The organism is Mesorhizobium sp. WSM4823, assembly GCF_055811195.1.
Window position 1 is genome coordinate 211,735 of record NZ_JBVVQL010000004.1, and the last position, 25,968, is coordinate 237,702.

A 25,968-nucleotide genomic window follows, 5' to 3' on the forward strand; every position below is an offset into this window, starting at 1 on the left:
AGCACCATAGCGCTTGCGCGAATCGGCGTGAAGAATCATTCAGCGCAAAAATAAAGCCGGGCGAAAAGTCAATCGCCCGGCATCAATATCTAGTGGCAATTTCGGCCGTGGTTAATAGCGGTAGTGTTCCGGCTTGAACGGTCCCTGCGGGGTCACGCCGATATAGGCGGCCTGCTCGCCGGACAGCTCGGTGAGCCGGGCGCCGAGCTTGTCGAGATGCAGGCGCGCGACCTTTTCATCGAGATGCTTGGGCAGGACATAGACCTGGTTCTCGTACTGGCCGGGCTTGGTGTAAAGCTCGATCTGCGCCAGCACCTGGTTGGTGAAGGACGCCGACATGACGAAGCTCGGATGGCCGGTGGCGTTGCCGAGATTGAGCAGGCGGCCTTCCGACAACAGGATCATCCGCTTGCCGTCCGGGAAGGTGATCATGTCGACCTGCGGCTTGATGTTGGTCCACTTCAGATTGCGCAGCGACGCCACCTGGATCTCGTTGTCGAAGTGACCGATATTGCCGACGATCACCATGTCCTTGAACGACCGCATGTGGTCGAGGGTGACGACGTCCTTGTTGCCGGTGGTGGTGATGATGATGTCGGCCGTCGGTGCTGCATCCTCAAGCGTGACGACTTCGAAACCATCCATCGCCGCCTGCAAGGCGCAGATCGGATCGACCTCGGTGACCTTGACGCGGGCGCCGGCGCCCTTGAGCGAAGCCGAAGAACCCTTGCCGACGTCGCCATAGCCGCAGACGACCGCAACCTTGCCGGCCATCATCGTGTCGGTGCCGCGGCGAATGCCGTCGACCAGCGATTCCTTGCAGCCATATTTGTTGTCGAATTTCGACTTTGTCACGCTATCGTTGACGTTGATCGCAGGGAACGGCAACAGGCCCTTCTTCTGCAACTGATAGAGCCGGTTGACGCCGGTCGTCGTTTCTTCGGTGACGCCGCGGATCGCTTCCTTCTGCTTCGTGAAGAAACCGGGCGAAGCCGCCATACGCTTCTTGATCTGGGCAAACAGGATTTCCTCCTCCTCGCTGCCCGGATTGGAGAGCACATCTTCGCCGGCTTCGGCGCGCGCGCCGATCAGGATGTACATGGTGGCGTCGCCGCCATCATCGAGGATCATGTTGGAAGTGCCGCCATCGGCCCACTGGAAGATCCTGTCGGTGTAGACCCAGTAGTCTTCGAGCGTCTCGCCCTTGATGGCGAAGACCGGAATACCGGCCTCGGCGATGGCCGCGGCCGCATGGTCCTGGGTCGAGAAGATGTTGCAGGAGGCCCAGCGGATGTCGGCGCCGAGTTCCTTCAGCGTTTCGATCAGCACCGCAGTCTGGATGGTCATGTGCAGCGAGCCGGTGATGCGCGCGCCCTTGAGCGGCTTTTTCTTGCCGAATTCCTCGCGGCAGGCCATCAGGCCCGGCATTTCGGTTTCGGCGATCTCGATCTCCTTGCGGCCCCAGCCGGCAAGCGAGATGTCGGCGACCACATAGTCTTTGCTACCCGTCATGGCAGTGCTCCGATCAAGAATTTGTCTTCGGGATGCGCCCGCGCCAAAGGCGTGTCGAAGGGCGCGAGTTGCCGGCCTGACTAGCAGATCGCCGGTCGGACGACAATGGGATATAAAGAAATCTTTATCCGTGCATGTCTTCGGAAGCGTTTTTCGGAAAGCACGATGCGCAAATTCGCGTCCAAAGGACGCGCGGCGCTCTAGGCGTCAGGACTCCTCGCCGAAGCGAGAGGCGACCAGTTGCTCCAGTGCGTCGATCACCTGCTCGGCCTCCGGGCCGCTGGCGGTGACGCGGATCGAATAGCCGGGGCTCGCCGCCAGCATCATCAGGCCCATGATCGAGGTGCCGCCGACCTTGACGCCGTCCTTCTCGACCTCGACGGAGGCGTCGAAGCCGCTGGCGACCTGAACGAACTTCGCCGAGGCGCGGGCATGCAACCCGCGCTGGTTGACGATTGGAAACTCCCGGACGATGTCACCCTTCTTGGTCGACAACGCGTTCATTTGCTGCTCAGAAGCTGGCTGGCGACATTGATGTACTTACGGCCGGCTGCCTGCGCCTCGTCCAGCGCTGCGCTCATATTGTCGCCCTTGCGAATGCTGGACAGCTTGATCAACATCGGCAGGTTCATGCCGGCAATGACCTCGGTTCGACCCGATTCCATCACCGATATGGCGAGATTGGAGGGCGTGCCGCCGAACATGTCGGTCAACACGATGACGCCCGCCCCGGTGTCGACACGGGCAACGGCGTCGACGATGTCGCTGCGGCGCTGCTCCATATCGTCATCGGCACCGATCGCCACGGTCTCGAAACTGTCTTGTGGCCCGACGACATGTTCCACGGCATGGCGGAATTCGGCGGCCAGTTGACCGTGCGTTACAAGCACGAGTCCGATCATTCTTTGGTGGCTCCCGTCATCGCCGCATTATAGGCGTATTTCGTGCTCGCCGGCCATTCCAGGCGGCGGGAGCGCTATCTTGTCGACGCGGGACGCGTTGACAAGTCCAAAATTGCATAGGCCTAGGCCATTTTGACGCATTGCAGCAAAAAACCGGAACCGGATCATAAAAACGGCGCGATCGACAGCCGCGCTGTCATGGCCAGCAAGGCGACGGGAACGTTGCGTTCGGCGAGATCAATTCGAGGCACCAGCACGCCGGCGACGGGATCGCTGACAACTTCCTGGAAGCGGGCCATCTCGCTTGCCGGCACCAACCGGACATGGAGGTCTATCACGCCGCCGGGCTCGAACGACAATGGCCGCGGACCGAAACCAGGCACCTCAGCGAGGCCGGCTATGGTGGTGGGCACCTTACAGACAAGCCGCCCCGCGTGATCGGCAGCGAGCAGCCTGTCGTCGCCGATCAGCCGCGAAAACAATCCATGCTGGCGACAATGATCGATGAGGGCGAGCGCCAGCGTCGTCTTGCCCGAGCCGGACGCTCCGGTGATGAGGACGCCACGCTCGCCGATCAGGATAGCCGTGCCGTGAATGTTCTCGGCCTGCACAATTGGTTGAGGCATGATCTTGTCCGAAAACCGGTTCCCACTTTTCGGGACCATGCCTTTTGGTTGAGGCATGATCTTGTCCGAAAACCGGTTCCCACTTTTCGGGATCATGCCTTTTGGTTGAGGTATGATCTTGTCGGAAAACCGGTTCCCAGTTTTCGGGACCATGCTTAGTCTTCCGCCGGCAGCGTCACGACGAAGCGCGCACCCTTGATCTCGCCGGGCTTGGTGCCCGGGATGTTCTCGGCGGTCAGCGTGCCGCCATGGGCTTCGACGATCTGCCTGCTGATCGACAGGCCAAGGCCGGAATTCTGGCCGAACGCCTCGCCGGCCGGCCGGTCGGTGTAGAAGCGTTCGAAGATCCGGTCGATGTTGTCGGCCCTTATACCGGGACCGTTGTCGTCAACGGTGATGATGTTGAACTTGCCGACGCGCGCCAGCGAGATAGTGATGTGGCCGCGCTCTTCAGGAACGAAGGAGCGGGCATTCTCGATCAGATTGGTGATGACCTGGCCGATCCTCAGATCATGGCCGGCGACGAAGTAGCCTTTGACGCCCTGTGGCGGCTTGGCGATCTTGAACTCGATCTCGACCGTCTTCTTGTTGCGCGTGGCCGTGCGCGAAACGTCGACCAGATCAGTGACGAATTTCTTGAGGTCTACCGTTCCCGCGTCTTCCCGCGCGAGCTCGGCGTCAAGACGGGAGGCATCGGAAATGTCGGTGATAAGGCGGTCCAGCCGCCTGACGTCGTGCTGGATGATATCCATCAGCCGGCTGCGCGAATTGTCGTTCTTGGCCAGCGGCAGGGTCTCTACAGCGCTGCGTAGCGAGGTCAGCGGGTTCTTCAGCTCGTGCGAGACGTCGGCCGCGAAACTTTCGATCGCCTCGATGCGGGCGTAGAGCGCATTGGTCATGTCGCGCACGGCGATCGACAGATTGCCGATCTCGTCCTGCCGGTCCGAGAAATCAGGGATTTCCTCGCGGTTCTTGACGCCGCGCCGCACCCTGACAGCCGCCGCCGACAGCCGGCGCAGCGGGTTGGCGATGGTCGAGGCGAGCAGCATCGACAGGATTGCGGTGACAAGGGCGGCGATGCCGAAGACACGCAGGATCGCCTTGCGCTCGGCCGCGACGATCTTGTCGATATCGCCGCCTTCCGTCGACAGCATCAGCACGCCGAGGACGGCGCGGAAGCGCTGGATCGGCACGGCGACCGAAACGATCTGCTCGCCCTGTTCGGAGATCCGCACGATGGTCGACGGGCTGCCGGTAAGCGCCTTGACCACCTCCGGGAATGCAGCGCCATTGCCGCCCGGCTGTTCGTGATAGACCGGCAGCGCGGTGTTGCGGAAGAAGTCGAAGACGAATTTCTGGATGCGTTCCAGAAGGTCGGGCTCTTCCGCGTCGACCGGTGGCAGGTCGTAGCGAAGGATCTGGCCGCGCGAATAGAGATGACGGGAATCGAGCAGCAGATTGGCGTCGCGATCATAGATGCGGGCGCGCGTCCGCGTCGGCGAAATCAACCGCCTGAGCACCGGCGCGACGCGCTCCGGATTGATCGGGAAATCCAGATTGTCGAGCTGATCGGAACCGGGACCCAGGCTTTCGCCGGCCTGCAGTTCCAGCAGTTTCTCCGGATCGATGCTGATCGAATCGGTCTCGACCGTCGCCGACGCCGCAATCGCGCCGGCAATGATCTCGCCCTGGGTCATCAGGCTCTCGACGCGGGCGTCGATCAGCCCGTCCCGAAACGTGTTGAGGTAGAGAATGCCGGTGACCAGCACGGCCAGGCCGGCGAGGTTGAGGAAGAGAATGCGCCGCGTCAGGCTGGAAAAGATATGGTGGCCGAGGAAGCGGCGCATCGGTACCGTGATCCTCGACAGGAATGCGGGCAGAATCCGCGACGGGCGCCGGGCGCCCGTCCGTCTCACTCGCTCTACGTCCACTGCCATCGAATAGCAGCCCCTGTCTGGTGAATGGTAAATGGTGAATGGAAAAAGGGGGCCTAAGATAGGCCAGATCCATAAAGGACCCGCGCACTATTCACCATTCACCATTCACTGTCTCACGCTTCGCGGAACCGGTATCCGACTCCGTAAAGGGTTTCGATCATCTCGAAGTCATCATCGACGGCCTTGAACTTCTTGCGAAGCCGCTTGATGTGACTGTCGATGGTGCGGTCATCGACATAGACCTGCTCATCATAGGCCGAATCCATAAGCGCATCACGGCTTTTTACCACACCGGGACGCTGGGCCAGAGAATGCAGGATCAGGAACTCAGTGACGGTAAGCGTTACCGGCTCGCCCTTCCAGGTGCAGGTGTGGCGCTCCTGGTCCATGACAAGCTGGCCGCGCTCAAGCGAACGGGCCTGCTGGTTTGGCGTCTTGGCCGACGCCTCGCGGGTACTGGCACGGCGCAGCACCGCACGGACCCGCTCGACCAGAAGACGCTGCGAGAAGGGTTTGCGGATGAAATCGTCGGCGCCCATCTTGAGGCCGAAAAGCTCGTCGATCTCGTCGTCCTTGGACGTCAGGAAGATCACCGGCAGATCGGATTTCTGCCGCATCCGGCGCAGCAGTTCCATGCCGTCCATGCGCGGCATCTTGATGTCGAGGATGGCGAGATTCGGCGGGCGAGCCGCCAGGCCTTCCAGCGCCGATGCCCCATCCGTGTAGGTTTCGACGCGATACCCCTCCGATTCAAGGGCGATCGACACCGAAGTCAGAATGTTGCGATCGTCGTCGACAAGCGCGATTGTTGCCATTTCAAGTGGCTCCCTCATGAGCTGTCCCTTCTTTGGTCGAGAAGGGGCTTTTGCAGGACAAATTAGGTACAAAATGTGGCATAGGCTTCGTCCGCTGTCACGAGCGGCATGCCGGCGGCCACAATCTCACCTCGATATCGATTGGACTGATAAAGACCGCCAATCCTTTGGGCAACCGCCTGTTTTTTTGCACATATAAACGATTTAAACAACTTTCAAAATATTTAAATCGATTAATTGTTTGATATCATTTGGCTTTTCTGGTTCTGACGCTTACAGTCTCCTCAGTGGGGGCTCCGGAAATTCGCCGGCCAGGATGCTCAAATCGAAGAAGGAACCCTCATGTCGGAAGCCGGCAAACGCAATCCCGCATGGGCGATCGATCGGATCGGCCTGAAAACGACGGGCGCTGTACGCTATAATTTCGGCGAGGCCGTCCTTTACGAAGAAGCGATCCGCCGTGGCGAGGCCCGGCTCACCGCCCATGGCGCGCTCGTCGCCGAGACCGGACAGCATACCGGCCGCTCGCCCAAGGACAAGTTCGTCGTGCGCGACGAGACCACCGGTCCGCATGTGTGGTGGGACAATAACAAGGCGATTTCGCCGACCCAGTTCGACGCACTGCTCGCCGATTTTCGTGCCCATGCGGCCGACAAGGATCTCTATGTGCAGGATCTGGTCGGCGGCGCCGATGACGATTTGAGGCTGACGACCAGGGTCGTCACGGAGCTTGCCTGGCACTCCTTGTTCATCCGAAATCTGCTCATTCGTCCGGAAGCCGCCGAGCTCGAGCATTTCGTGCCCGACATGACGATCATCGACCTGCCGTCGTTCCGCGCCGATCCGGTCCGCCACGGCACCCGCACCGAAACGGTGATCGCCGTCGATCTCTCGCGGATGATCGTGCTGATCGGCGGCACCTCTTACGCCGGCGAAATGAAGAAGTCGGTGTTCACCGTGCTCAACTATCTGTTGCCGGCGAAAGGCGTGATGCCGATGCATTGCTCGGCCAACGAGGGCGCCGGCGGAGATACGGCGATCTTCTTCGGTCTCTCGGGAACCGGCAAGACGACGCTGTCGGCCGATCCGTCGCGCACGCTGGTCGGCGACGACGAGCACGGCTGGGGTCCGCACGGCGTCTTCAATTTCGAAGGCGGCTGCTATGCCAAGACGATCAAGCTTTCGGCCGAGGCCGAGCCGGAGATCTTCGCCACCACCCAACGCTTCGGCACGGTGCTGGAGAATGTGGTGCTCGACGCCGGCCGCGTACCGGACTTCGACGACGGCAGCCTCACTGAAAACACGCGCTGCGCCTATCCGCTCCATTTTATCCCCAACGCCAGCAAAACGGGCCGCGCCGGTCACCCGAAAAACATCATCATGCTGACCGCCGACGCATTTGGCGTGATGCCGCCGATCGCACGGCTCACCCCGGCGCAGGCGATGTATCATTTCCTCTCCGGCTACACCGCCAAGGTGGCAGGGACCGAAAAGGGCGTCACCGAACCCGAAGCGACGTTTTCAACCTGTTTCGGCGCACCGTTCATGCCGCGCCATCCGTCGGAATACGGCAATCTGCTACGCGAGCTGATCGACCATCACGGCGTCGATTGCTGGCTGGTCAACACCGGCTGGACCGGCGGCGCCTACGGCACCGGCAAGCGAATGCCTATCAAGGCGACGCGGGCGCTGCTTGCGGCGGCGCTCGACGGCTCGCTGAAAGGGGCCGATTTCCGGACCGACGCCAATTTTGGCTTCGATGTGCCGGTGGCGGTTGCGGGCATCGACCGCGCCATTCTCGATCCGAGATCGACCTGGGCCGACACATCGGCCTATGACCTGCAGGCGGCGAGGCTGGTCGGCATGTTCGCCGTCAATTTCGAAAAATTCGAACCTCATGTCGACGCCGTCGTGCTCGGCGCTGCGCCGCGCATGCGCGAAGCCGCGGAATAATCGCGGGTTCAATATCTTCTCAAGTCCCGACCCAGGATCGGGAAGACCCGACCCCGGGATCGGGCCTTTCCTTTTTTCGTCCACCGCGCCATGACTGGGGCATGAACGCTGACGACAAGATTATCATTGCCGACGGTGCGGTGATCCATCCGGGTGACCTGCATGAGGACTTCATCCGCTCGTCCGGCCCTGGCGGCCAAAACGTCAACAAAGTGGCGACGGCGGTGCAATTGCGCTTTGATGCGGCAAATGCACCGGGCCTGTCGGAGCGCGTGCGCGAGCGAACCATAAAGCTGGCCGGCCAACGCGCCACCAAAGACGGCGTCATCGTCATTGAAGCCGGACGTTTCCGCACCCAAGAGCAGAACCGGGCGGATGCGCGGGCCCGGCTTACCGCACTGGTCGCCAAAGCTGCCGAACCGCCACCGCCGCCGCGCAAGAAGACAAGGCCGTCGAAAGGCGCGGTCGAACGCCGCCTCAAGACGAAAGCCGGCCGGGGCACAATCAAGAAGCTGCGCGGCCGGGTAGAGAACGACTAGGCGCGACATGGATTGCGCGAACGAAGCGGCTTCCAATTCAAGGTTGCAAATGGCAAGTTCGGTATTCGTCAGAGCAAGGGAGACCACAGATGGGCATATTTGATTTCGTCAAGGGTGTCGGCAAGAAGCTCGGCATCGGCGACGATGAGCCGGAGCCGACCGCCGATACGCTCAAGAAGGAGCTCGATTCGCATGCGCTCGGCACCGACAATGTGGAAGTCGTCGTCAAGGGCGATACGGCCGTCCTGAAAGGCGTGGTCAAGGATCAATCGATCTTCGAAAAGGCGGTCGTCGCCGTCGGCAACACGCTCGGCGTCTCCAAGGTGCAAGCGGACGAATTGCAGGTCGCCACACCTGAATCCGGCGCACCCGCAACCGCGGCCAAGGAACCGACCTTCTACACGGTCAAGAAGGGCGACAACCTCTGGAAAATCGCCGAAAAAAGCTACGGCAAGGGCAAGGGTGCAAAGAACTCGATCATTTTCGAGGCCAACAAGCCGATGCTGACTCACCCGGACAAGATCTATCCGGGGCAGGTCCTGCGCATACCGGATCTCGACTAAGAGACTGTTTGGAAACTCTACTCCGGCGGCCATCTGACGGCATTTTCTGCGCTTCCGGTGCTCACGTACTTAAGTACGCTCCGCTCCGGTTTCGCAACCCACGATTTTCGGCTCGGCCTGACCTGAATCTCACCACACCTTAAGCTGGCGATTGCCATCCAAGGACAAGAACGGCGGCTTTCGGGTCGCCGTTCTTGTTTGTTGGTGGCATTGTTTGCCGGATAAAGCTGATGAAGCGACCAGACTGATGCTCGTTCTGCCCAAAGGCGTCCGCCACATGCCAGGCTATCTGTCCCGCGCGGTGCAGGAGGCGCTGGTCGAGGATGTGAGACGGGTCGTGCAGGAGGCTCCCCTGTTCGTGCCGGCCATGCCGCGCACCGGCAAGGAGATGAGCGTGCGCATGACCAATTGCGGTTCGCTCGGCTGGGTCACCGACAAAGAGCACGGCTATCGCTATCAGCCGACGCACCCGGTGACCGGAACGCCCTGGCCGCCGATCCCGGACGTGCTGCTGGAGCTGTGGCGGGACGTGTCTGCCTATCCGCATCCGCCGCAGGCCTGCCTGGTCAATTTCTATTCACCGGACGCGAAGATGGGTCTTCATCAGGACCGCGACGAGGAGGATTTCTCCGCGCCGGTCGTCTCCGTCTCACTGGGTGACGATTGCCTGTTCAGGGTCGGCCAAAGCACGCGCGAAGGCGGCACCAAATCGTTCAGGCTGAAAAGCGGCGACGTCGTCGTGCTTGGCGGCGAAGGCCGTCTCTGTTTTCACGGCGTCGACCGCATCTATCCGTCGACCTCGGCGTTGCTCAGGAATGGCGGGCGGATCAATCTGACGCTGAGGCGAGTGACAGATCCTGGCCGGGAGGCGGACCTTCAAGCCTTTGGTTAAACATCGGATTTTGGCAAACCGGCATCCGTTTTCGGGGTCACCGGTCGAGGCCCGCCGCTGAACGGCCGGAAAAGATCCAGCGGTCGAGAACGACAAAGTTGACGACGGGAATGAGGATGCAAGTGAGCAGTATAGGAACTGCTACAGGCAGGCCGAACTGTCCGACGAGGAGCATCGGAAGGAGATAGGCGGCGGCAAGACCGAATCCGGTCAGCACAGCGAAGCGCGGCGCTTCGAATTGATGCGAGCCGGCCGACATGAACGTGAAGAACTTGTGGCCGAGATAGGAGAATATGGCTGCAATCGCGTAGGCGGCGACGGAGGCCAGGGCCGGCGACACGTATCTTGACCCGGCGCTGGCGAAAAGGCCGGCACAAAGCGCATAGAGGACTGTGGCCGCAAGGCCCACCGAGGCGAATTTGAGAAGCCGGCGCGGGGCGAGTGTGCTGCGCCAGGCGGAAATGTCGGGCAGGCGCAATGCAGGCATGATGATCACCGGCTGCTCCCGACAAATGCTTTGGGATTGGCAACGAACGATAGCGGATACTGCCTAAAGCGCCGTTAACCGCTTCGTTACAGCTTCCTGAGCGCCACCTCCTCGACCAGATGGTTGGCGCCCTTGCGCAGGATGAGATCGGCCCGGGCCCTGGTCGGCAGGATGTTCTCGCGCAAGTTCTTCAGATTGATGTTGGCCCATAGGCCCTCGGCAATGGCGCGGGCCGAGTCCTCGGAAAGCTGCGAATAACGGTGGAAGAAGGAGGCCGGGTCGCGGAAGGCGGTTTCGCGCAGCCGCATGAAGCGGGCGATGTACCAGTGATGGATCAGTGCCTCTTCGGCATCGATATAGATGGCGAAGTCGAAGAAATCCGACAGGAAAGGCACGATCTTGCCGTCCTTCGGCAACTTGCCAGGCTGAAGGACATTGATGCCTTCGAAGATCAATATGTCCGGCCGGTCGATGGTCTGGAACTCGCCGGGAATGACGTCGTAGGTCAGGTGCGAATAAACAGGCGCGCGGACATTGCGCTGCGCCGATTTTATGCCCGACAGGAAACGCAGCAGGGCGCCGACATCATAGCTGTCGGGAAAGCCCTTGCGTTCCATCAGATTGTTGCGGCGCAGGATTTCGTTGGGAAGCAGGAAGCCGTCGGTGGTGATCAGATCGACCTTGGGGCTCGACGGCCAGCGCGCCAGCAATTCCTTGAGCACGCGTGCGGTGGTCGATTTGCCGACCGCGACAGAGCCGGCAATGCCGATGATGAAGGGCGTTTTGACGATATCCAATGCGTTGAAGAAGGCCTGGCGCTGCCTGAACAGCAGCTGGCTGGCCTCGACATGGGCCGACAAGAGGCGCGACAGCGAAAGATAGATGCGCTTGACCTCTTCGAGGTCGACCGGATCGTTGAGCGAGCGCAGGCGATGGATCTCGTCCTCGCCCAGCGTCATCGGCGTGTCGGCGCGGAACTGAGACCATTGCTCGGCCGAGAAAAAACGAAAGGGCGAATACTTCTCGGTGGGGGCGAGCTGGTCCATCGAGTTTCCTTGCCTCCGCAGCGATCAGCCCCGGTCCTGCCGAGACGCCTTTTCGGCGATGCCCGAACGACTGGTGCGGCGATCGAGTTCGGTCAGGACATCGGCAAGCGGAATGCCGGCGACACCCAGAACGACCAGCCAATGATAGATGAGATCGGCGCTTTCCGAAACGAGGGCTTGCCTGTCCCCGCCAACGGCTGCGATTACCGTTTCGACCGCCTCTTCGCCAAGCTTCTGCGCCGCCTTGTCCATGCCGCGGGCGAACAGCTTTGCCGTCCACGAATCCGGATCGCCGGAATGCGCGCGCTCCCTGATGACCGACTCGAGGTCGGAGAGCGAGAACTCAGTCATGGCGCCATCTATCTGCTTGTTTAAGCATGATCTTTTTCGAGAACCGGTTCCCAGTTTGCGCGATCATGCTTAGAGCCGATCACCCGTTGAGTCCAGTCGCATCGGCAGCCCGGCGCGGGCCATATGTGCCTTGGCCTCGGCAATGCTGTACGTGCCGAAATGGAAAATCGATGCCGCCAGCACCGCACCGGCATGGCCGTCGCGAATGCCCTCGACCAGGTGATCGAGCGTGCCGACGCCGCCGGAGGCGATGACCGGCGCACGCACGGCGTCGGCGATCGCGCGGGTCAGCGCAAGGTCGTAGCCCGCCTTGGTGCCGTCGCGGTCCATCGACGTCAGCAGGATCTCGCCGGCGCCGCGATCGACCATCTGCTGAGCGAATTCGACCGCGTCGATGCCGGTCTTCTCGCGGCCGCCATGAGTAAAAATCTGCCAGCGGTCGGCCTCGCCTTCACCGGATACTTTCTTGGCGTCGATGGCGACGACGATGCACTGGTTGCCGAATTTGTCGGCCGCCTCGGCGACGAAATCGGGATTCTTCACGGCCGCCGTGTTGATCGACACCTTGTCGGCGCCGGCCAAAAGCAGCTTTCTTATGTCGGCGACCTGGCGCACGCCGCCGCCGACGGTCAGCGGCATGAAACATTGTTCTGCGGTGCGCGCGACAATGTCGAAGATGGTCTCGCGGTTGTCGGATGACGCGGTGATGTCGAGGAAGCAGAGTTCGTCGGCGCCTGCGGCGTCATAGGCTTTTGCCGCCTCGACCGGATCGCCGGCATCGATCAGGTCGACGAAGTTGACGCCTTTGACGACACGGCCGTTCTTGACGTCGAGGCAGGGGATGACGCGGGCTTTCAGCATCAGATCCTCTCACGTGCGGCAAGAAAATCGCCAAGCAATTGACCGACGACAGGCGGAACCTCGCCCTTGGCGTCAAATGCCGGGTCGTAGGCGGACAGGGTGACGCCAGCAATCGGGATCGCCCTGGCCAGCCCGCAAACGAGTTGCCGCAGTTGATCCGGGCTTGGGCCTCCCGGCTGCGTATAGCGGTTCACTTGCAGCAAATGCGGGTCGTGGACGTCCAGATCCAGATGCAGATGTGCCTGAACGGCGCCGGCTGCTTTCAGCCTTCCGACACTGTCGAGCGCATCGGCATATTGGGTGCGAATGACAGGCAATGTGTCCAGCAGGCGCTTTTCGTCGGGATCGAGGTCGCGCGCATCGACCAGCATGCACCGGGACGGATCTATCGCCCGGAAGCCGGGAATCGTTGCTGCCATCGGGCGCCAGCAGAGACCCAGCGTCGTCGCCAGCGCCATGCCGTCGAGGAAGCCGTAGGCGGAGGTCTCGGGTGTGTTGAGGTCGCCATGCTGATCGATCCAGATGATCGAATCCGCGGCGTCGCCGGCCACCGCACCGGCGGCGGTCAGGCAATTTCCAGTGAGCACGATGGGAAAACGCTCATCGTCGCGCGCCAGATCGACCTTGGTGGCGACTGCCCGGCAAACCGCGAAGCCCGTTGCGATTTCGCGTCTCTGGGCATCGCCGACCTCGCCGATGTCCTCGACGACCACATCGTGGCCGCGGAAGGTAAGTTCATCGACGAGGCCGCCGGCAATGATGGCGTCGGGGCCCTGGCCACAGCCCGCATGGTAAAGGCCGCTGTCATAGGGGGCGAGGATGATCGTGAGTTTCATCGCGCCCTCGCCTTCTCAGATCCGGCCGCTAGGATCGCCAGTGCCTCGGCCGGGTCGATACGCCCGTCGTAAAGCGCGCGGCCCGAGATGGCGCCTTCGAGTTTTTGCGCATCGGTCATGGTCATGCGCACGATGTCGGCGACCGAGGCCAGACCTCCCGAGGCGATGACCGGGATCGACACCGCTTCGGCGAGACCGATCGTGGCGTCCCAGTTGATGCCGGTCAGCACGCCGTCACGGTCGATGTCGGTGTAGATGATCGCGGCGACGCCGGCGCCCTCGAACTTCTTCGCCAATTCGATGACGCCCAGGCTCGAGGCCTCGGCCCAGCCCTCGACCGCCACCTTGCCGCCCTTGGCGTCGATGCCGACGGCGATCTTGCCCGGAAATGCCTTGCAGGCCTGCCTGACCAGATCGGGGTCGCGCACGGCCACAGTGCCGAGAATGACGCGGGCCAGCCCACGGTCGAGCCAGTCCTCGATCTGCTCCAACGTGCGGATGCCGCCGCCGAGTTGCACCGGATTTTTCGTCGCCTTGAGGATGGCGCCGACCGCGGCGCCGTTGACGCTTTGGCCTTTGAACGCGCCGTTGAGGTCGACGACATGCAGCCACTCGAAGCCTTGTTCTTCGAAGGCTCGGGCCTGCGCGGCCGGATCGTCATTGTAGATCGTCGCGGTCGCCATATCGCCGTGCTTCAGGCGCACGCACTTGCCGTCCTTGAGATCGATGGCCGGGAACAGGATCACCGTTCAGGCGCCTTCGACGATGACGAAGTGGCCCGTCGGGGCGGCAAGCCTGTATTTCAAGGCTTCCTGGTATTCAGGCGATTCGTAGCATTCCATCGCTTTATCGTAGGACTGGAACTCCACCAGCACGTGGCGACTGCCTGTCGGCCCTTCCGGGTTCGCATGGCGCCCGGCCCGCACGGCAAATTTTGCGCCGTATTTCGCAAGAGCTGCCGCGTTCGCCGCGATATACTGCTTGTAGATCTCAGGGGCGCGGACATCGACCATGGCCATCCAATAGCCCTTCTTGCTCATGATTTTCCCCTTCAGGGCTTCCAGCGCAGGAAATTGGTGATCAGCGCCAGGCCAAGGGCCTGGCTCTTTTCGGGATGGAACTGCGTGCCGGCGAGATTGTCACTGCTGACAGCGGCCGTCACCGGGCCACCATAGTCGGCAATCGCCAGCACATCGTCGGGTTTCCTGGCGTCGAGATGATAGGAGTGGACGAAATAGGCATGCAATCCCTTGGTGCCGGTCGGAATGCCGGAAAACAGCGGATGCTTGCGCGTAAGCTCGATCGTGTTCCAGCCGATCTGCGGGATCTTAAGCGCAGGATCGGCCGGGGTGATCTCCCTGACGTCGCCGCCAATCCAGCCAAAGCCTTTCGTAACGGTCTTTTCCAGACCTCGCTCCGACATCAGCTGCATGCCGACGCAGATGCCGAGGAACGGCCGCCGCTTGACGATCGCGACCTCCTCCACCGCTTCCCACATGCCGGGCACAGCGCGCAGCCCGGCCGCGCAATCGGCATAGGCGCCGACGCCGGGCAGGACGATGCGGTCGGCGGTTCTGACGCGCTCGGCATCGGCGGTCAGATCGATGGCGGCGGCGATGCCGGCTTCGTGCGCGGCGCGCTCGAAGGCCTTGGTGGCCGAGCGCAGATTGCCCGAACCATAGTCGATGATCGCGACCCGCATGTCAGGGTCTTCCCGGCGTGTGGTTCAGCCCTAGCGCGATGCCCATCTGTGCTGGCCGCGCGTGGGCGGCATCCGGGACGATGCGTGGCGCGGGCGCTTGCTCGTCCGGATGCGTTTCGGCTTCCAGCACATAGCGCGTATCGGCATCGTCGAGCCTGTCAGCCTCGACCACGCCCCATTCATGCCAGCCACGACGGCGCAGTGCGGCAATCCGCAAGGCCTGCCCTTCCAGCCCGACATAAAGCGATACGAGCAGCGACAGCAGCGGGCCGGCCAGCCCAAGGCTCAATGCTTCGGCAAGCATCGATAGGAGAGCCATGGCGACAAAGGCCAAGGCCGCCTCGATCCATAAGCGGTGCCAGAGCAGCCACAGCGGCGGAACGAGGAAGCCGAGCCAGGAAAAACCATCCCGGATAAAGGCCGTCATATCAGACTTTTCGGCGCGGCCGGGCGGTTCCATCACGACATAGATGGCCATGACCTATCCCTTCAGAGATCCCTTGGTGGAAGGAACCGCGTCCGGCTGGCGCGGGTCGCTTTCAAGTGCTGTGCGCAGCGCACGCGCCACGGCCTTGAAGCAGGTTTCGGCGATATGGTGATTGTTGGCGCCGTAGTGGTTGGTGACATGCAGCGTGATGCCGGCATTCTGCGCCAGGGCCTGGAAGAATTCGCGCACCAGTTCGGTGTCGAACGTGCCGATCTTCGGGGATGAGAACGCAACGTTCCAGACAAGGAACGGGCGGCCGGAGACATCGATGGCCGCCCGCGTCAGCGTCTCGTCCATGGCGAGATCGATCGAGGCATAGCGCATGATGCCGCGCCGATCGCCCAGTGCCTTGGCCAGTGCCTGGCCGAGCGCGATACCGGTATCCTCGACCGTGTGGTGGTCGTCTATGTGCAGATCGCCCTTGGCCTTGACCGTCATGTCGATCAGTGAATGACGCGAAAGCTGGTCCAGCATATGATCGAAGAAGCCGACGCCCGTCGAAATATCGGATTTTCCTGAGCCGTCGACCTGAACCGACACGGTTATGTCGGTTTCCCCAGTCTTGCGGCTTGCGTTGGCGGAACGGGGCGGCATGACCTCATCCTTGTCCAGAGTTCAGTCCAAGCGATCACTTGCTTGAAAAACGAGAGCCTTCTAGCAGCATGATCCGGCGATTGCCAGTTGCCATGCCAGGCGTTATCGAGGCTGGCGGATGGCCGGTTTGCAATCATCGGACCTATGCATACATATGGCCGATCAAGTCACTCGTAACGCGCCAATCGCCTTCTCGGATCGGTGCTGATCGGAGCAGAAAATGTCTGATAATCTGACCATGCACGCCACGACCATCGTGACGGTGCGCAAGGGCAGCAAAGTGGTCATCGCCGGCGACGGCCAGGTCAGTCTTGGCCAGACCATCATGAAGGGCAACGCCAAGAAGGTGCGCCGCATCGGCAAGGGCGGCAACGTCATTGCCGGTTTCGCCGGGGCCACCGCCGACGCCTTCACCCTTCTGGAGCGGCTCGAGGCTAAGCTCGAACAATATCCGGAGCAACTGACGCGGGCATGCGTCGAACTCGCCAAGGACTGGCGCACCGACCGATATCTGCGCCGGCTCGAAGCGATGATGCTGGTCGCCGACAAGTCGGTCTCGCTGGCGCTGACCGGCACCGGCGACGTGCTCGAACCCGAACATGGCGTCATGGCCATCGGTTCGGGCGGCAATTACGCGCTGGCCGCGGCGCGCGCGCTGATGGACAGCGACAAGGATGCCGAGGAGATCGCCCGCAAGGCGATGCAGATCGCTTCGGACATTTGCGTCTACACCAACAACAACTTCGTCATCGAAACGCTCGATGCCGGCTGACCCGGCCGCTGGCCATGATCCCGAAAAGTGGAAACCGGTTTTCGGAGGAGGTCATGGCCAAACAAGAGAATAGATATGATTTTCGGCCGGTGACGGAGGCGGACCTGCCGATGATCGCGGCATGGCTCGCCGAGCCGCATGTCGCCGAGTGGTGGGATGATCCCGAAACGGAGATCGTCCAGATCCGCGAGCACATCGACAGCATTTCCGTCGAACCGCTGATCATCGAGCTCGATGGCGAGCCGATCGGCTACCTACAGAGCTACGATCCGCATCTGGAGGACGGCCACCCCTATAGCGACCAGCCATTCGGCACGCTCGGCATCGATCTGTCGATCGGCAGGCCTGAGCTTGTCGGGCGCGGCCACGGCTCGGCAATTGTCCGGCAATTCGCGGAACAGCTGTTCGAGGAAGGGGCGCCGCGTGTCATCATCGACCCGGATCCGGCCAACGGACGAGCGATCCGCGCCTATGAAAAAGCCGGTTTCAGAGCTATCGATCGCAGGCAATCGGAGTATGGCGACGCCGTGCTGATGGCAATTGACGCCGAAGAGGGGCAGTAAACAGCATGAGCACAACCGGCACCGATAAACCCGTCTCGGCCTATGAAGACAGCTGGCGGATGGGGCTTCTGCTCGTCCTCGGACTGATCATATTCCAGGCTGGAGCCCTTTACGGCATGGGCCGGACGCCGATCTGCACATGCGGCTATGTCAAGCTGTGGCACGGCATCGTGCAGAGCTCGGAGAATTCCCAGCATATTTCCGACTGGTACACATTCTCGCACATCATCCATGGCTTCCTGTTCTATGCGTTGGCGTGGGCTCTGTTCCCGCGCTCGCCGGTCGGGCTCAGACTGGCATTTGCGGTCGCCATAGAGGGCGGTTGGGAACTTCTCGAGAACAGCCCTTTGATTATCGAGCGCTACCGCGCCGGCACGATTTCGCTCGATTACTACGGCGACAGCATCATCAATTCGGCGGCGGACACGCTGGCGATGGTGTTGGGATTTGTGATGGCGCGCAAGCTTCCTATATGGGTGATCGTGACCCTCGCTCTCATCTTCGAATTCGGTGTCGGCTACATCATCAGGGACAATCTGACACTCAACGTGATCATGCTGCTGCATCCGTTCGAGTCCATCCGGCAGTGGCAAAGTGGAATTTAGGGACATGACCACCTTCTCTCCCCGCGAAATCGTTTCGGAACTCGATCGCTTCATCATCGGCCAGAAAGACGCCAAGCGCGCCGTGGCCATCGCCTTGCGCAACCGCTGGCGCCGCCAGCAGCTCGAAGGCCAGATGCGTGAAGAGGTGATGCCGAAGAACATCCTGATGATCGGCCCGACCGGCGTCGGCAAGACCGAGATATCGCGCCGCCTGGCACGCCTTGCCGGTGCTCCCTTCGTTAAGGTCGAAGCGACCAAGTTCACCGAGGTCGGTTATGTCGGCCGCGATGTCGAGCAGATTATCCGCGATCTGGTCGAGATCGCCATCGGGCTGGTGCGCGAGAAGATGCGCGAGGATGTCAAGGCGCGCGCCCATATCAATGCCGAGGAGCGTGTGCTGGAAGCGCTCGTCGGCAAGACGGCGAGCCCGGCCACGCGCGACTCCTTCCGCAAGAAGCTGCGCGACGGCGAGCTTGACGACAAGGAGATCGAGATCGAAGTGAGCGACACCGGCACCGGCGGCATGCCCGGCTTCGAGATCCCCGGCATGCCGGGCGCCAATATCGGCGTGTTGAACATCAACGACATGCTGTCGAAAGCGATGGGCGGCCAGAAGACGAAGACGCGCAAGACGACGGTGAAGGAATCCTACGCGCTGCTTGTCGGCGACGAGTCCGACAAGCTGCTCGACCAGGACGAGGTGGTGCGCAGAGCGCTCGAATCGACCGAAAACGACGGCATCGTCTTCCTCGACGAGATCGACAAGATCGCCTCGCGCGAGGGCGGCATGGGCGCCGGTGTCTCCCGCGAAGGCGTGCAGCGCGACCTGCTGCCGCTTGTCGAAGGCACCACGGTGGCGACCAAATACGGACCGGTGAAGACCGACCACATCCTGTTCATCGCATCGGGTGCGTTCCACGTTGCCAAGCCGTCGGACCTGTTGCCGGAACTGCAGGGCCGTCTGCCGATCCGCGTCGAGCTGCGGGCGCTGGAAAAGGACGATTTCGTGCGCATCCTGACCGAGACCGAGGCCAGCCTGATCAAGCAGTACATCGCGCTGATGAAAACCGAGGGCGTCGACCTGGTCTTCACCGACGACGCCATCGATTCGCTGGCCGGCATCGCCGTCGATCTCAACGCCAGCGTCGAGAACATCGGCGCCAGGCGGCTGCAGACGGTGATGGAGCGGGTTCTGGACGAGATCTCTTATGACGCGCCGGACCGCCACGGAACGTCGGTCAGCATCGACGCCGCCTATGTGCAAAAGCATGTCGGCGACCTGTCCAGAAACACGGATCTGTCGCGTTTCATCCTGTAGGACGGTACCGGCGACGGGGAGACTTCCGGACACTCTGCAGTGTGTGGCCAAATGGAAGCATCTGGCCACCTTTTGTCTCAGTTGTCGAAGGGCTCTCGACTCGAACTGGAGCTTTACCTAGTTTGCCCGGCGACTACAGCGCCGCGCGTCCTGTACGCGCAGCGGACGCTGTAGCACTTGATTTGGCGCATGATCCCCAACGAGAATCGATTCCGATCTTCGGGGCCATGCGCTGTCACAGGCGGCGGGCGCATGAAAAAACTTTTTCTCGTCATTCTCGGGCTGACGCTGGCGACCGCCATGTTCGCCGCGCAAGCGGCGACGATGGTGCCGCCGGGCAACCGCCATGCCGAGCAGCCCAACATACCGGGCGCCTCGAGCCGGCGCACGCAGGCCACCAGCACCACCTTCCAGGCGAAATACCGCAAGGTCTATTCGCTGCTGCAGCACGACGCCGGTCTTCGCGGCAAGATCAGCCAAGCGGCGGCTACCTATGGCATCGATCCGATGCACATCGTCGGCGCCATCGTCGGCGAGCACACCTACAATGTCGACGCCTACGACCGGCTGCAGACCTACTACGTCAAGGCGATCTCCTATCTGTCGAGCAAGCTGTCCTTCGCCTATGAAGGCGAGGACATCACCGATTTCGTGCAACGGCCGCAATTTGCCAAATGCGCCGGCGAATTGGACAGCTACGCGCTTTGGGCGTGCCGCGAGCAGGTCTGGAACCAGTCCTTTCGCGGCAAGAATTTCGAGGGGACAAGCTTTCCCAACGACCGCTTCGGCGCCACCTTCTTCCAGCCCTATTATGCCGGCCAGACCTTCGGCCTCGGCCAGCTCAATCCGCTGACCGCGTTGCAGATGAGCGATCTCGTGCACCAGGTCTCCGGCCTGCCGAAGCTCGACGTTGGCGATCCGAACGGGGTCTACAAGACCATCATGGATCCGGACCTGACATTGGATTATGTCGCGGCGACGATCCGGAAATCGATAGATGCCTACGAAAGCATTGCCGGCTTCGACATATCGGGCAATCCCGGCATCACAGCGACGCTCTACAATGTCGGCAATCCGGAACAGCGCGCCTACGCGCTGAAGGCCGAGAACGACAAGCGCCGTGCCGCGGGCGAACCGGAGAAGCTGCCCGAGGAAAATTACTATGGCTGGCTAGTCAACGATAAATTGCTGGAGCTGAAGGCGCTGTTTTAGGCACGTGTTGAGGCTGCGGCGGTTGTCGTCACGCCGCCAGCAGCGACTTCAGCTTGACCGTTTGCGAACCGAGCGCCTCAGGCGCCGGCTTTGCCCTTTTTGCGATCAGCATCTCGGCCAAACGGATGTCGCGGGCGACCGAATTGCCTGGGCCGATGCCGCTTGCCGCGACCAGCCTGCCGTCGTCGGCGAGATGGAACAGGATGAAGGCGCCGTCGTCGAGGTCGCGGCGCACGACCTTGCTGCCTTCATCGGAAAGCCCTGATATCTGCAAGGTCAGGCCGTATTGATCCGACCAGAACCACGGGACGGCCGCGTGCGCCTCGCCGGTGCCCAGCATGTTCCTGGCCGCAAGCGCACCCTGTTCCTGCGCGTTGCGCCAGGCTTCCAGCCGGACGCGCCGGCCGCCATAGAGGGCAAGCGGAAACGAGCAGCAATCGCCGGCGGCGAAGATGTCCGGATCGTCGGTGCGAAGCTCGGCGTTGGCCGCTATGCCGTTGTCGATCGTTAGCCCCGCTTCCGCGGCAAGTCCGGTCACCGGCACGGCGCCGATGCCGATCACCGCGAGATCGGCGACGATATCCTGCCCGCCGGCAAGCGTGATACGCACCTCGGCGCCGTCGTCGGCGATCGCAGCGATGCCGTCGCCACACAGGATTTTCACGCCTTCGGCTTCATGCTCCTCGTGGATGATCTGGGCGATCTCGGCCGGCACGCCGCGCATCAGGATGCGCGGCTGCGCCTCGATGACCGTGACCGCGGCCCCGAGCCTGCGCGCCGCCGCGGCGAGTTCGAGGCCGATGAAGCCGCCGCCAACGATGGCGATGCGGTTTCCGGCGCTGAGATGGGCGCGGATGGCCAGCGCGTCATTGAAGGTCCGGAGATAGACGCAGCGCGGCCCGAGCCCCGGCATCGGCAGCTTGCGCGGCATTGAACCGGTGGCCAGCAGCAGCTTGTCGTATGGCACGATCGAGCTATCCGACAGGCGCACCAGATGCGCGGCGCGATCGATCGCCACCGCCTGAACCGAATGGATATGCCGGATCGATCTCTCGGCCAGGATTTCATCGCTGGCGATGGCCTTGATCGCCGGCGCATCGCTAGCCATCGCTTCTTTCGACAGCGGCGGCCGCTCATAGGGCAGATGCGGCTCGTCGCCGACCAGCGTCACCGGCCCGTCATAGCCGAGATCGCGCAGCGCCAAGGCAGCCCGCCCGCCGCATTCGCCGGCACCGATGATGACCATTCCTTTCGCCATCGCCGTCACCCGATCTGGACCAGGACTTTGCCGGCGTCGACCCTGACCGGATATGTCTTCAGATTGACGCAGACCGGCGCACCTCTGGCCGCACCGGTCTTGTAGTTGAAACGGCCATTGTGCTTCGGGCATTCGATGATGTCGTCCATCACCAGCCCGTCGGCCAGATGCACCTTCTCGTGCGAGCAAAGACCGTCCGTCGCGAAATATTCATCGTCGGGACTACGATAGATGGCGAAGGTGCGGCCGCCATGGTCGAACCGCATCACGTCCTCTTCATCGATGTCTCCGGCATCACAGGCCTCGACCCAGTCGCTCATCATTCCTCCCCCACAGTTTTTGCTTGGTCAGCTTGCCCGGCATGTTGCCTGGCATGGGCGCATATCATTCCGCCGCTGCCGCGACAGCATTGTTGTCGTTGTGGAATTCCTCGCGATAGGGCTTTGCCGTCGGCGGCAGTTCGCGCTTGAGGAAATAGTTTTCATTGCGCAGCTGGCGCAGGAAGGCAGGCACCATCTCGCGATAGCCGGCCAGGATCGACGGCGTCGGCGCCGGCAGGTCGTGCTTGATCATCTCGTGCAGCCTGGGCAGCGCATGATAGGGCACCATCGGGAACATGTGATGCTCGACGTGGTAGTTCATGTTCCAGTAGATGAAGCGGCTGATCGGGTTCATGTAGACCGTGCGGCTGTTGAGGCGATGGTCGATGACATTTTCGGCGAGGCCGCCATGCTGCAGCAGGCCGGTCATGACATGATGCCAGGCGCCGTAAAGCCTGGGCAGCCCGACCAGCATCAAGGGCAGGAACGAGCCGCTATAAAGTGCCAGCGCGATGGTCGCGGCGTAGATCGCGGTCCAGATGCGGGCGATGCGGATTGCCTTCGGCTGCTCCTGCTCCGGAATGAAGGTCTGTTCCGCCGGGCTGATGATGCCGGCCGCATTGCGCAGCATGTCGCTCATGGCATGCCAGGCATCGAGAATGCCGAAGAAATTGAGCACGACGCGCAACAGATCCGGCGGGCGCATCACCGCGATCTCCGGATCACGGCCGACGATGATCGTATCGGTGTGGTGCCGCGTGTGGCTCCAGCGCCAGGTCACCGGGTTGCGCATGATCATGAAGCAGGCGATCTGATAGATCACGTCATTCATCCACTGCGTCCTGAACGCGGTGCCGTGACCGCATTCATGCCAGCGTGAATCGGTGGAAGAGCCGTAGAGCACACCATAGACGAAGAAGAACGGCACGCACCACCAGGTGCCCCAGAACCAGGCGCCGCCCGCGCCGCTCAGGACCAGGGCACCAAGCCAGATGGTGGTGTCTCGGATCGCCGGCCCGTCGGAGCGCTGCATCAGCGCCTTCATCTGCTTGCGGGGCACGTCGGTATGGTACCATTCGGCCGCCGCCAGCCCGTTGTCGACAGCGAGCTTGGCGTCGCGGCCAATCAGGCTGTAGTCGCGCCGGGACGGTGCTCCGTCCAAGGTTGCGTCCATGAGAGTGCCTCCACCAGCATCCTGCAATCTACCCGGCCAGCGACCGGGCCGCGGTCGCAGGCCTCGTAGTCTAGAAATAACCCCAAGCCATGATAGGCTCAATGTCATGAAGATAGTTTCTATCATTTTCTATCAGGACGATGTAAATTGGTTGGCAAGCGGAGAGAGCCATGGCCAAGCGACCAACCATCACCGATCTGGCGCGTATTTCGGGGGTCAGCGTCGCCACCGTCGACCGGGTGCTTAACAACCGCCTGCCGGTGCGCGAGGAGACCGCGCGCCGCGTTTATGAGGCCGCCACCAGCATCGGCTACCATGCCGCCGGGCTGATCAAGCAGCGCATGCGCCAGGACCTGCCAGAGTACCGGCTCGGCTTTCTGCTGCTGAGGGGCAATGATGTTTTCTACGGCGATTTCGCGCGGGAACTCGAACTGGCGGTGTCGCAGTCGCAGCGCTTCCGCGGCGTCGCAACCATCGACTTCGCCACTTCGCTGGCGCCCGGCGAGATCGCTGCCCAGATGCGCAAGCTGGCGGCGAAATCCAGGGCCGTCGCCCTTGTCGGCCCCGACCATCCGACGCTGACGGCAGCCGTCGAGGCGCTGAAAGCGAGAGGGCAACCGGTCTTCTCGCTGCTGTCCGACTTTGCCGCCGGCATCCGCGAAGGCTATGTCGGCCTCGACAACCGCAAGGTCGGCCGCACCGCGGCCTGGATGATCGCCAGGGCGGCGAGGAGGCCCGGCAAGGTCGCGCTTTTTGTCGGCAGCCATCGCTTCCATGGCCATGAGCTGCGCGAGATCGGCTTCAGATCATTCTTCCGCGAGCATGCGCCGGAATTCACGTTGCTGGAGACACTAGTCAATCTGGAGGCCAACCAGGTGACCCACGATGCGATGATCGATCTTCTGGCGCGGTACCCGGATCTTGCCGGCTGCTACGTGGCCGGCGGCGGCATGGAAGGCGCGGTTTCCGCGCTACGGGCGGCGAGGCCGGCAAACATGCCGGTGGTCGTCTGCAACGAGATCAACGCCGAATCGCGCGCGGCGCTCGCCGACAACATCCTGACCATGGTGATTTCGACGCCACTGCCAGCACTGTGCCGGGAGCTTGTCGATCTGATGGCGCATGCCATCGAGGCAGGCGCTGCCAATGCGCCGGGCCAGACCTTCCTGCCCTTCGACATCTATCTGCCGGAAAACATCTAGGTTCGGGCAAACATCTGGGCTCGGACAAGGCGTCCGGGTTCTGATCGGGCATCACGATGCGCCGGCAATGATGTGAACCATCAGCCTGATAGATTCTTGCAGAAGATTTGCCGACCCTCAGCCGCGCTATCCGAAAATCCGCCATCCGATTTCGGAATCTCCTTGACGCCCGCAGGCGGAATGGAATAAATATTTCACTGGATAGGCATTTTGGTTCTTTCGTTCCGGAACATCTGTTTCAAGCAGAGGGCTGGCGTTCCAGTCGACGCAAAAATCGCCATCGGGAACGGAGATGGCAATCGGGAGAGATCCCCTGGGAGATCGGGGATTCCGGATAGATCGGTGCAGCCGGACACCAATTCTGTGGAGGAGAAAATAAAATGAAGAAATTGCTTTTGGGCGTCGTGTTTTCGGCGCTGATGAGTTCGTCCGCTCTCGCTGCCAAGATCGGCGTGTCGATGGCACTGTTCGACGACAATTTTCTCACCGTGCTGCGCAACGGCATGATCGAGCAGGCCAAGGGCATGGAAGGCGTGGAGCTGCAGGTCGAGGACGCGCAGAACGACGTCGCCAAGCAGCTCGACCAGATCAAGAATTTCGTCGCCTCGGGCGTCGACGCGATCATCGTCAATCCGGTCGACACCTCGGCCACCCAGGCAATGTCGGACGCCGCCGCTGCTGCCAAGGTTCCGCTGGTCTATGTCAACCGCGAGCCGGTCAACGTCGACACGCTGCCGGACAACCAGGCCTTCGTCGCCTCGAACGAGGTTGAATCAGGCACTCTCGAAACGCAGGAAGTCTGCCGCCTGTTCAAGGAGGCCGGCAAGACCGAGGCCAATGTCTATGTGATCATGGGCGAGCTGTCGAACCAGGCCGCGGTGCAGCGCACCAAGGACATTGACGATGTGATCGCCACGCCGGAATGCAGCTTCATCAAGATCATCGACAAGCAGACGTCGAACTGGAAGCGCGAGGAAGCGCAGAACCTGATGACCAACTGGCTGTCGACCGGCACGCCGTTCGATGGCGTGATCGCCAACAATGACGAAAGCGCCATCGGCGCCATCCAGGCCATGAAGGCCGCTAATGTCGACATGAAGTCGGTTGTCGTCGGCGGCGTCGACGCCACTCAGGACGCGCTTGCCGCGATGCAGGCGGGCGATCTCGACGCGACCGTGTTCCAGGATGCGGCCGGCCAGGGCGCCGGCGCGCTGGACGCCGCACTCAAGCTTTCCAAGGGCGAGGCGGTCGAACAGAAGGTCTATATCCCCTTCCAACTGGTCACGCCGGCAAACATCGACAAGTTCCTGCAGAAGAACTGAGAGGCAGAGGACCGTTTTTCGATAGGGAGCGGCGCGGCAGAGCATCGGACCGTTTTAAGAATGCGATGTTCGAAAAACAAAAAGCGCCGCTCCTCTTTCCTCATCGCCGTAGACAGGCG

The 25,968-nt window shown here is 61.8% G+C and carries 30 protein-coding genes; 11 read left to right on the forward strand and 19 right to left on the reverse strand.

Annotated elements, in window-relative coordinates; genetic code table 11:
• Positions 1-111: 111 nt before the first annotated feature.
• The 6 genes from ahcY to AC0L26_RS12975 form a co-directional block, all read right to left on the reverse strand.
• Entirely contained in the window at positions 112-1,512 is a 1,401-nt protein-coding gene (gene ahcY / locus AC0L26_RS12950) for an adenosylhomocysteinase (RefSeq protein ID WP_473632876.1), read from the reverse strand.
• 207 nt (positions 1,513-1,719) lie between these two features.
• Complete coding sequence (locus AC0L26_RS12955) at positions 1,720-2,016, reverse strand: HPr family phosphocarrier protein (protein ID WP_473632877.1); 297 nt, start codon at positions 2,014-2,016, stop codon at positions 1,720-1,722.
• Positions 2,013-2,414, reverse strand: coding sequence for a PTS sugar transporter subunit IIA (locus AC0L26_RS12960; RefSeq protein ID WP_029347440.1), 402 nt, complete (start codon positions 2,412-2,414; stop codon positions 2,013-2,015). Before AC0L26_RS12960 ends, AC0L26_RS12955 begins: the two co-directional genes overlap by 4 nt.
• A gap of 164 nt (positions 2,415-2,578) precedes the next feature.
• The gene (locus AC0L26_RS12965; RefSeq protein ID WP_473632878.1) at positions 2,579-3,040 is read right to left on the reverse strand and encodes an HPr kinase/phosphorylase; all 462 of its coding nucleotides are present in this window, start codon (positions 3,038-3,040) and stop codon (positions 2,579-2,581) included.
• A gap of 155 nt (positions 3,041-3,195) precedes the next feature.
• Positions 3,196-4,977, reverse strand: a complete 1,782-nt coding sequence (locus tag AC0L26_RS12970; RefSeq protein ID WP_473632879.1) for a stimulus-sensing domain-containing protein — start codon at positions 4,975-4,977, stop codon at positions 3,196-3,198.
• A gap of 113 nt (positions 4,978-5,090) precedes the next feature.
• Positions 5,091-5,792 carry a response regulator transcription factor gene (locus AC0L26_RS12975; RefSeq protein ID WP_354489712.1) on the reverse strand — a complete coding sequence of 234 codons (702 nt, stop codon included), beginning with the start codon at positions 5,790-5,792 and terminating at the stop codon, positions 5,091-5,093.
• Positions 5,793-6,134: 342 nt separating this feature from the next.
• On the opposite strand from AC0L26_RS12975, the gene AC0L26_RS12980 reads away from it, so the two are divergent.
• The 4 genes from AC0L26_RS12980 (at position 6,135) to AC0L26_RS12995 (ending at position 9,739) form a co-directional block, all read left to right on the forward strand.
• Positions 6,135-7,745 (forward strand): phosphoenolpyruvate carboxykinase, encoded by a 1,611-nt coding sequence (locus AC0L26_RS12980; RefSeq protein WP_473632880.1) that lies wholly within the window; start codon positions 6,135-6,137, stop codon positions 7,743-7,745.
• A gap of 101 nt (positions 7,746-7,846) precedes the next feature.
• Positions 7,847-8,284, forward strand: a complete 438-nt coding sequence (gene arfB / locus AC0L26_RS12985; protein ID WP_473632881.1) for an alternative ribosome rescue aminoacyl-tRNA hydrolase ArfB — start codon at positions 7,847-7,849, stop codon at positions 8,282-8,284.
• Between the two features lie 89 nt (positions 8,285-8,373).
• Positions 8,374-8,847 carry a peptidoglycan-binding protein LysM gene (gene lysM / locus AC0L26_RS12990; protein ID WP_473632882.1) on the forward strand — a complete coding sequence of 158 codons (474 nt, stop codon included), beginning with the start codon at positions 8,374-8,376 and terminating at the stop codon, positions 8,845-8,847.
• A 247-nt stretch (positions 8,848-9,094) separates the two neighbouring features.
• Positions 9,095-9,739 (forward strand): alpha-ketoglutarate-dependent dioxygenase AlkB family protein, encoded by a 645-nt coding sequence (locus tag AC0L26_RS12995; RefSeq protein WP_473632883.1) that lies wholly within the window; start codon positions 9,095-9,097, stop codon positions 9,737-9,739.
• Positions 9,740-9,776: 37 nt separating this feature from the next.
• On the opposite strand, the gene AC0L26_RS13000 is transcribed toward AC0L26_RS12995, so the two are convergent.
• The 10 genes from AC0L26_RS13000 to hisB form a co-directional block, all read right to left on the reverse strand.
• Positions 9,777-10,226 (reverse strand): GtrA family protein, encoded by a 450-nt coding sequence (locus AC0L26_RS13000; protein WP_473633203.1) that lies wholly within the window; start codon positions 10,224-10,226, stop codon positions 9,777-9,779.
• Positions 10,227-10,312: 86 nt separating this feature from the next.
• Complete coding sequence (gene coaA / locus AC0L26_RS13005) at positions 10,313-11,272, reverse strand: type I pantothenate kinase (RefSeq protein WP_354489722.1); 960 nt, start codon at positions 11,270-11,272, stop codon at positions 10,313-10,315.
• Positions 11,273-11,296: 24 nt separating this feature from the next.
• The gene (locus AC0L26_RS13010) at positions 11,297-11,623 is read right to left on the reverse strand and encodes a phosphoribosyl-ATP diphosphatase (RefSeq protein WP_473632884.1); all 327 of its coding nucleotides are present in this window, start codon (positions 11,621-11,623) and stop codon (positions 11,297-11,299) included.
• Positions 11,624-11,692: 69 nt separating this feature from the next.
• On the reverse strand, positions 11,693-12,487 hold the full coding sequence (gene hisF, locus AC0L26_RS13015; RefSeq protein ID WP_473633204.1) for an imidazole glycerol phosphate synthase subunit HisF: 795 nt from the start codon (positions 12,485-12,487) through the stop codon (positions 11,693-11,695).
• Complete coding sequence (locus tag AC0L26_RS13020; RefSeq protein WP_473632885.1) at positions 12,484-13,320, reverse strand: arginase family protein; 837 nt, start codon at positions 13,318-13,320, stop codon at positions 12,484-12,486. The genes hisF and AC0L26_RS13020 overlap by 4 nt, the downstream gene beginning before the upstream one ends.
• Complete coding sequence (gene hisA / locus AC0L26_RS13025) at positions 13,317-14,066, reverse strand: 1-(5-phosphoribosyl)-5-[(5-phosphoribosylamino)methylideneamino]imidazole-4-carboxamide isomerase (protein ID WP_473632886.1); 750 nt, start codon at positions 14,064-14,066, stop codon at positions 13,317-13,319. Before hisA ends, AC0L26_RS13020 begins: the two co-directional genes overlap by 4 nt.
• A gap of 3 nt (positions 14,067-14,069) precedes the next feature.
• Positions 14,070-14,360 (reverse strand): DUF1330 domain-containing protein, encoded by a 291-nt coding sequence (locus tag AC0L26_RS13030; RefSeq protein WP_473632887.1) that lies wholly within the window; start codon positions 14,358-14,360, stop codon positions 14,070-14,072.
• Positions 14,361-14,371: 11 nt separating this feature from the next.
• Positions 14,372-15,022, reverse strand: coding sequence for an imidazole glycerol phosphate synthase subunit HisH (gene hisH / locus AC0L26_RS13035; RefSeq protein ID WP_473632888.1), 651 nt, complete (start codon positions 15,020-15,022; stop codon positions 14,372-14,374).
• Between the two features lies 1 nt (position 15,023).
• Positions 15,024-15,500 carry a DUF2628 domain-containing protein gene (locus tag AC0L26_RS13040; protein ID WP_473632890.1) on the reverse strand — a complete coding sequence of 159 codons (477 nt, stop codon included), beginning with the start codon at positions 15,498-15,500 and terminating at the stop codon, positions 15,024-15,026.
• Positions 15,501-15,503: 3 nt separating this feature from the next.
• Positions 15,504-16,103 (reverse strand): imidazoleglycerol-phosphate dehydratase HisB, encoded by a 600-nt coding sequence (gene hisB, locus AC0L26_RS13045; RefSeq protein ID WP_473632891.1) that lies wholly within the window; start codon positions 16,101-16,103, stop codon positions 15,504-15,506.
• 220 nt (positions 16,104-16,323) lie between these two features.
• On the opposite strand from hisB, the gene hslV reads away from it, so the two are divergent.
• The 5 genes from hslV (at position 16,324) to AC0L26_RS13070 (ending at position 20,573) form a co-directional block, all read left to right on the forward strand.
• On the forward strand, positions 16,324-16,875 hold the full coding sequence (gene hslV / locus AC0L26_RS13050; RefSeq protein ID WP_473632892.1) for an ATP-dependent protease subunit HslV: 552 nt from the start codon (positions 16,324-16,326) through the stop codon (positions 16,873-16,875).
• Between the two features lie 53 nt (positions 16,876-16,928).
• Positions 16,929-17,438, forward strand: a complete 510-nt coding sequence (locus AC0L26_RS13055; protein WP_473632893.1) for a GNAT family N-acetyltransferase — start codon at positions 16,929-16,931, stop codon at positions 17,436-17,438.
• A 5-nt stretch (positions 17,439-17,443) separates the two neighbouring features.
• Positions 17,444-18,043: a DUF2585 domain-containing protein gene (locus tag AC0L26_RS13060; RefSeq protein WP_473632894.1), complete on the forward strand. Its 600-nt coding sequence runs from the start codon at positions 17,444-17,446 to the stop codon at positions 18,041-18,043.
• Positions 18,044-18,047: 4 nt separating this feature from the next.
• The gene (hslU, locus tag AC0L26_RS13065; RefSeq protein ID WP_352926853.1) at positions 18,048-19,361 is read left to right on the forward strand and encodes an ATP-dependent protease ATPase subunit HslU; all 1,314 of its coding nucleotides are present in this window, start codon (positions 18,048-18,050) and stop codon (positions 19,359-19,361) included.
• 252 nt (positions 19,362-19,613) lie between these two features.
• Positions 19,614-20,573, forward strand: a complete 960-nt coding sequence (locus AC0L26_RS13070) for a DUF1402 family protein (protein ID WP_473632895.1) — start codon at positions 19,614-19,616, stop codon at positions 20,571-20,573.
• A 28-nt stretch (positions 20,574-20,601) separates the two neighbouring features.
• Here AC0L26_RS13070 and AC0L26_RS13075 read toward each other — a convergent pair whose 3' ends face one another.
• The 3 genes from AC0L26_RS13075 to AC0L26_RS13085 all read right to left on the reverse strand — a co-directional run bounded on the left by AC0L26_RS13075 (position 20,602) and on the right by AC0L26_RS13085 (position 23,325).
• On the reverse strand, positions 20,602-21,831 hold the full coding sequence (locus tag AC0L26_RS13075) for an NAD(P)/FAD-dependent oxidoreductase (protein WP_473632896.1): 1,230 nt from the start codon (positions 21,829-21,831) through the stop codon (positions 20,602-20,604).
• A 5-nt stretch (positions 21,832-21,836) separates the two neighbouring features.
• The gene (locus AC0L26_RS13080; RefSeq protein ID WP_473632897.1) at positions 21,837-22,151 is read right to left on the reverse strand and encodes a MocE family 2Fe-2S type ferredoxin; all 315 of its coding nucleotides are present in this window, start codon (positions 22,149-22,151) and stop codon (positions 21,837-21,839) included.
• 64 nt (positions 22,152-22,215) lie between these two features.
• The gene (locus tag AC0L26_RS13085) at positions 22,216-23,325 is read right to left on the reverse strand and encodes a fatty acid desaturase family protein (protein ID WP_473632898.1); all 1,110 of its coding nucleotides are present in this window, start codon (positions 23,323-23,325) and stop codon (positions 22,216-22,218) included.
• Between the two features lie 170 nt (positions 23,326-23,495).
• On the opposite strand from AC0L26_RS13085, the gene AC0L26_RS13090 reads away from it, so the two are divergent.
• Both AC0L26_RS13090 and AC0L26_RS13095 read left to right on the forward strand, forming a co-directional pair.
• Positions 23,496-24,527, forward strand: a complete 1,032-nt coding sequence (locus AC0L26_RS13090) for a LacI family DNA-binding transcriptional regulator (RefSeq protein WP_473632899.1) — start codon at positions 23,496-23,498, stop codon at positions 24,525-24,527.
• 380 nt (positions 24,528-24,907) lie between these two features.
• Positions 24,908-25,849 (forward strand): sugar ABC transporter substrate-binding protein, encoded by a 942-nt coding sequence (locus AC0L26_RS13095; protein ID WP_473632900.1) that lies wholly within the window; start codon positions 24,908-24,910, stop codon positions 25,847-25,849.
• Positions 25,850-25,968: the final 119 nt, after the last annotated feature.

Coding starts and splice junctions, on each gene's coding strand:
- AC0L26_RS13020 (WP_473632885.1), bottom strand. CDS start 13,320: ATGAAACTCACGATCATCCTCGCCCCCTATGACAGCGGCCTTTACCAT.
- coaA (WP_354489722.1), bottom strand. CDS start 11,272: ATGGACCAGCTCGCCCCCACCGAGAAGTATTCGCCCTTTCGTTTTTTC.
- AC0L26_RS12955 (WP_473632877.1), bottom strand. CDS start 2,016: ATGAACGCGTTGTCGACCAAGAAGGGTGACATCGTCCGGGAGTTTCCA.
- hslV (WP_473632892.1), top strand. CDS start 16,324: ATGTCTGATAATCTGACCATGCACGCCACGACCATCGTGACGGTGCGC.
- AC0L26_RS13060 (WP_473632894.1), top strand. CDS start 17,444: ATGAGCACAACCGGCACCGATAAACCCGTCTCGGCCTATGAAGACAGC.
- AC0L26_RS13040 (WP_473632890.1), bottom strand. CDS start 15,500: ATGGCCATCTATGTCGTGATGGAACCGCCCGGCCGCGCCGAAAAGTCT.
- AC0L26_RS13090 (WP_473632899.1), top strand. CDS start 23,496: ATGGCCAAGCGACCAACCATCACCGATCTGGCGCGTATTTCGGGGGTC.
- AC0L26_RS12960 (WP_029347440.1), bottom strand. CDS start 2,414: ATGATCGGACTCGTGCTTGTAACGCACGGTCAACTGGCCGCCGAATTC.
- AC0L26_RS13000 (WP_473633203.1), bottom strand. CDS start 10,226: ATGCCTGCATTGCGCCTGCCCGACATTTCCGCCTGGCGCAGCACACTC.
- AC0L26_RS12970 (WP_473632879.1), bottom strand. CDS start 4,977: ATGGCAGTGGACGTAGAGCGAGTGAGACGGACGGGCGCCCGGCGCCCG.
- AC0L26_RS13080 (WP_473632897.1), bottom strand. CDS start 22,151: ATGAGCGACTGGGTCGAGGCCTGTGATGCCGGAGACATCGATGAAGAG.
- AC0L26_RS12975 (WP_354489712.1), bottom strand. CDS start 5,792: ATGGCAACAATCGCGCTTGTCGACGACGATCGCAACATTCTGACTTCG.
- AC0L26_RS12995 (WP_473632883.1), top strand. CDS start 9,095: ATGCTCGTTCTGCCCAAAGGCGTCCGCCACATGCCAGGCTATCTGTCC.
- hslU (WP_352926853.1), top strand. CDS start 18,048: ATGACCACCTTCTCTCCCCGCGAAATCGTTTCGGAACTCGATCGCTTC.
- ahcY (WP_473632876.1), bottom strand. CDS start 1,512: ATGACGGGTAGCAAAGACTATGTGGTCGCCGACATCTCGCTTGCCGGC.
- AC0L26_RS12965 (WP_473632878.1), bottom strand. CDS start 3,040: ATGCCTCAACCAATTGTGCAGGCCGAGAACATTCACGGCACGGCTATC.
- AC0L26_RS13030 (WP_473632887.1), bottom strand. CDS start 14,360: ATGAGCAAGAAGGGCTATTGGATGGCCATGGTCGATGTCCGCGCCCCT.
- hisB (WP_473632891.1), bottom strand. CDS start 16,103: ATGCCGCCCCGTTCCGCCAACGCAAGCCGCAAGACTGGGGAAACCGAC.
- arfB (WP_473632881.1), top strand. CDS start 7,847: ATGAACGCTGACGACAAGATTATCATTGCCGACGGTGCGGTGATCCAT.
- AC0L26_RS13070 (WP_473632895.1), top strand. CDS start 19,614: ATGAAAAAACTTTTTCTCGTCATTCTCGGGCTGACGCTGGCGACCGCC.
- lysM (WP_473632882.1), top strand. CDS start 8,374: ATGGGCATATTTGATTTCGTCAAGGGTGTCGGCAAGAAGCTCGGCATC.
- AC0L26_RS13095 (WP_473632900.1), top strand. CDS start 24,908: ATGAAGAAATTGCTTTTGGGCGTCGTGTTTTCGGCGCTGATGAGTTCG.
- AC0L26_RS13010 (WP_473632884.1), bottom strand. CDS start 11,623: ATGACTGAGTTCTCGCTCTCCGACCTCGAGTCGGTCATCAGGGAGCGC.
- AC0L26_RS13055 (WP_473632893.1), top strand. CDS start 16,929: ATGGCCAAACAAGAGAATAGATATGATTTTCGGCCGGTGACGGAGGCG.
- AC0L26_RS12980 (WP_473632880.1), top strand. CDS start 6,135: ATGTCGGAAGCCGGCAAACGCAATCCCGCATGGGCGATCGATCGGATC.
- AC0L26_RS13085 (WP_473632898.1), bottom strand. CDS start 23,325: ATGGACGCAACCTTGGACGGAGCACCGTCCCGGCGCGACTACAGCCTG.
- AC0L26_RS13075 (WP_473632896.1), bottom strand. CDS start 21,831: ATGGCGAAAGGAATGGTCATCATCGGTGCCGGCGAATGCGGCGGGCGG.
- hisH (WP_473632888.1), bottom strand. CDS start 15,022: ATGCGGGTCGCGATCATCGACTATGGTTCGGGCAATCTGCGCTCGGCC.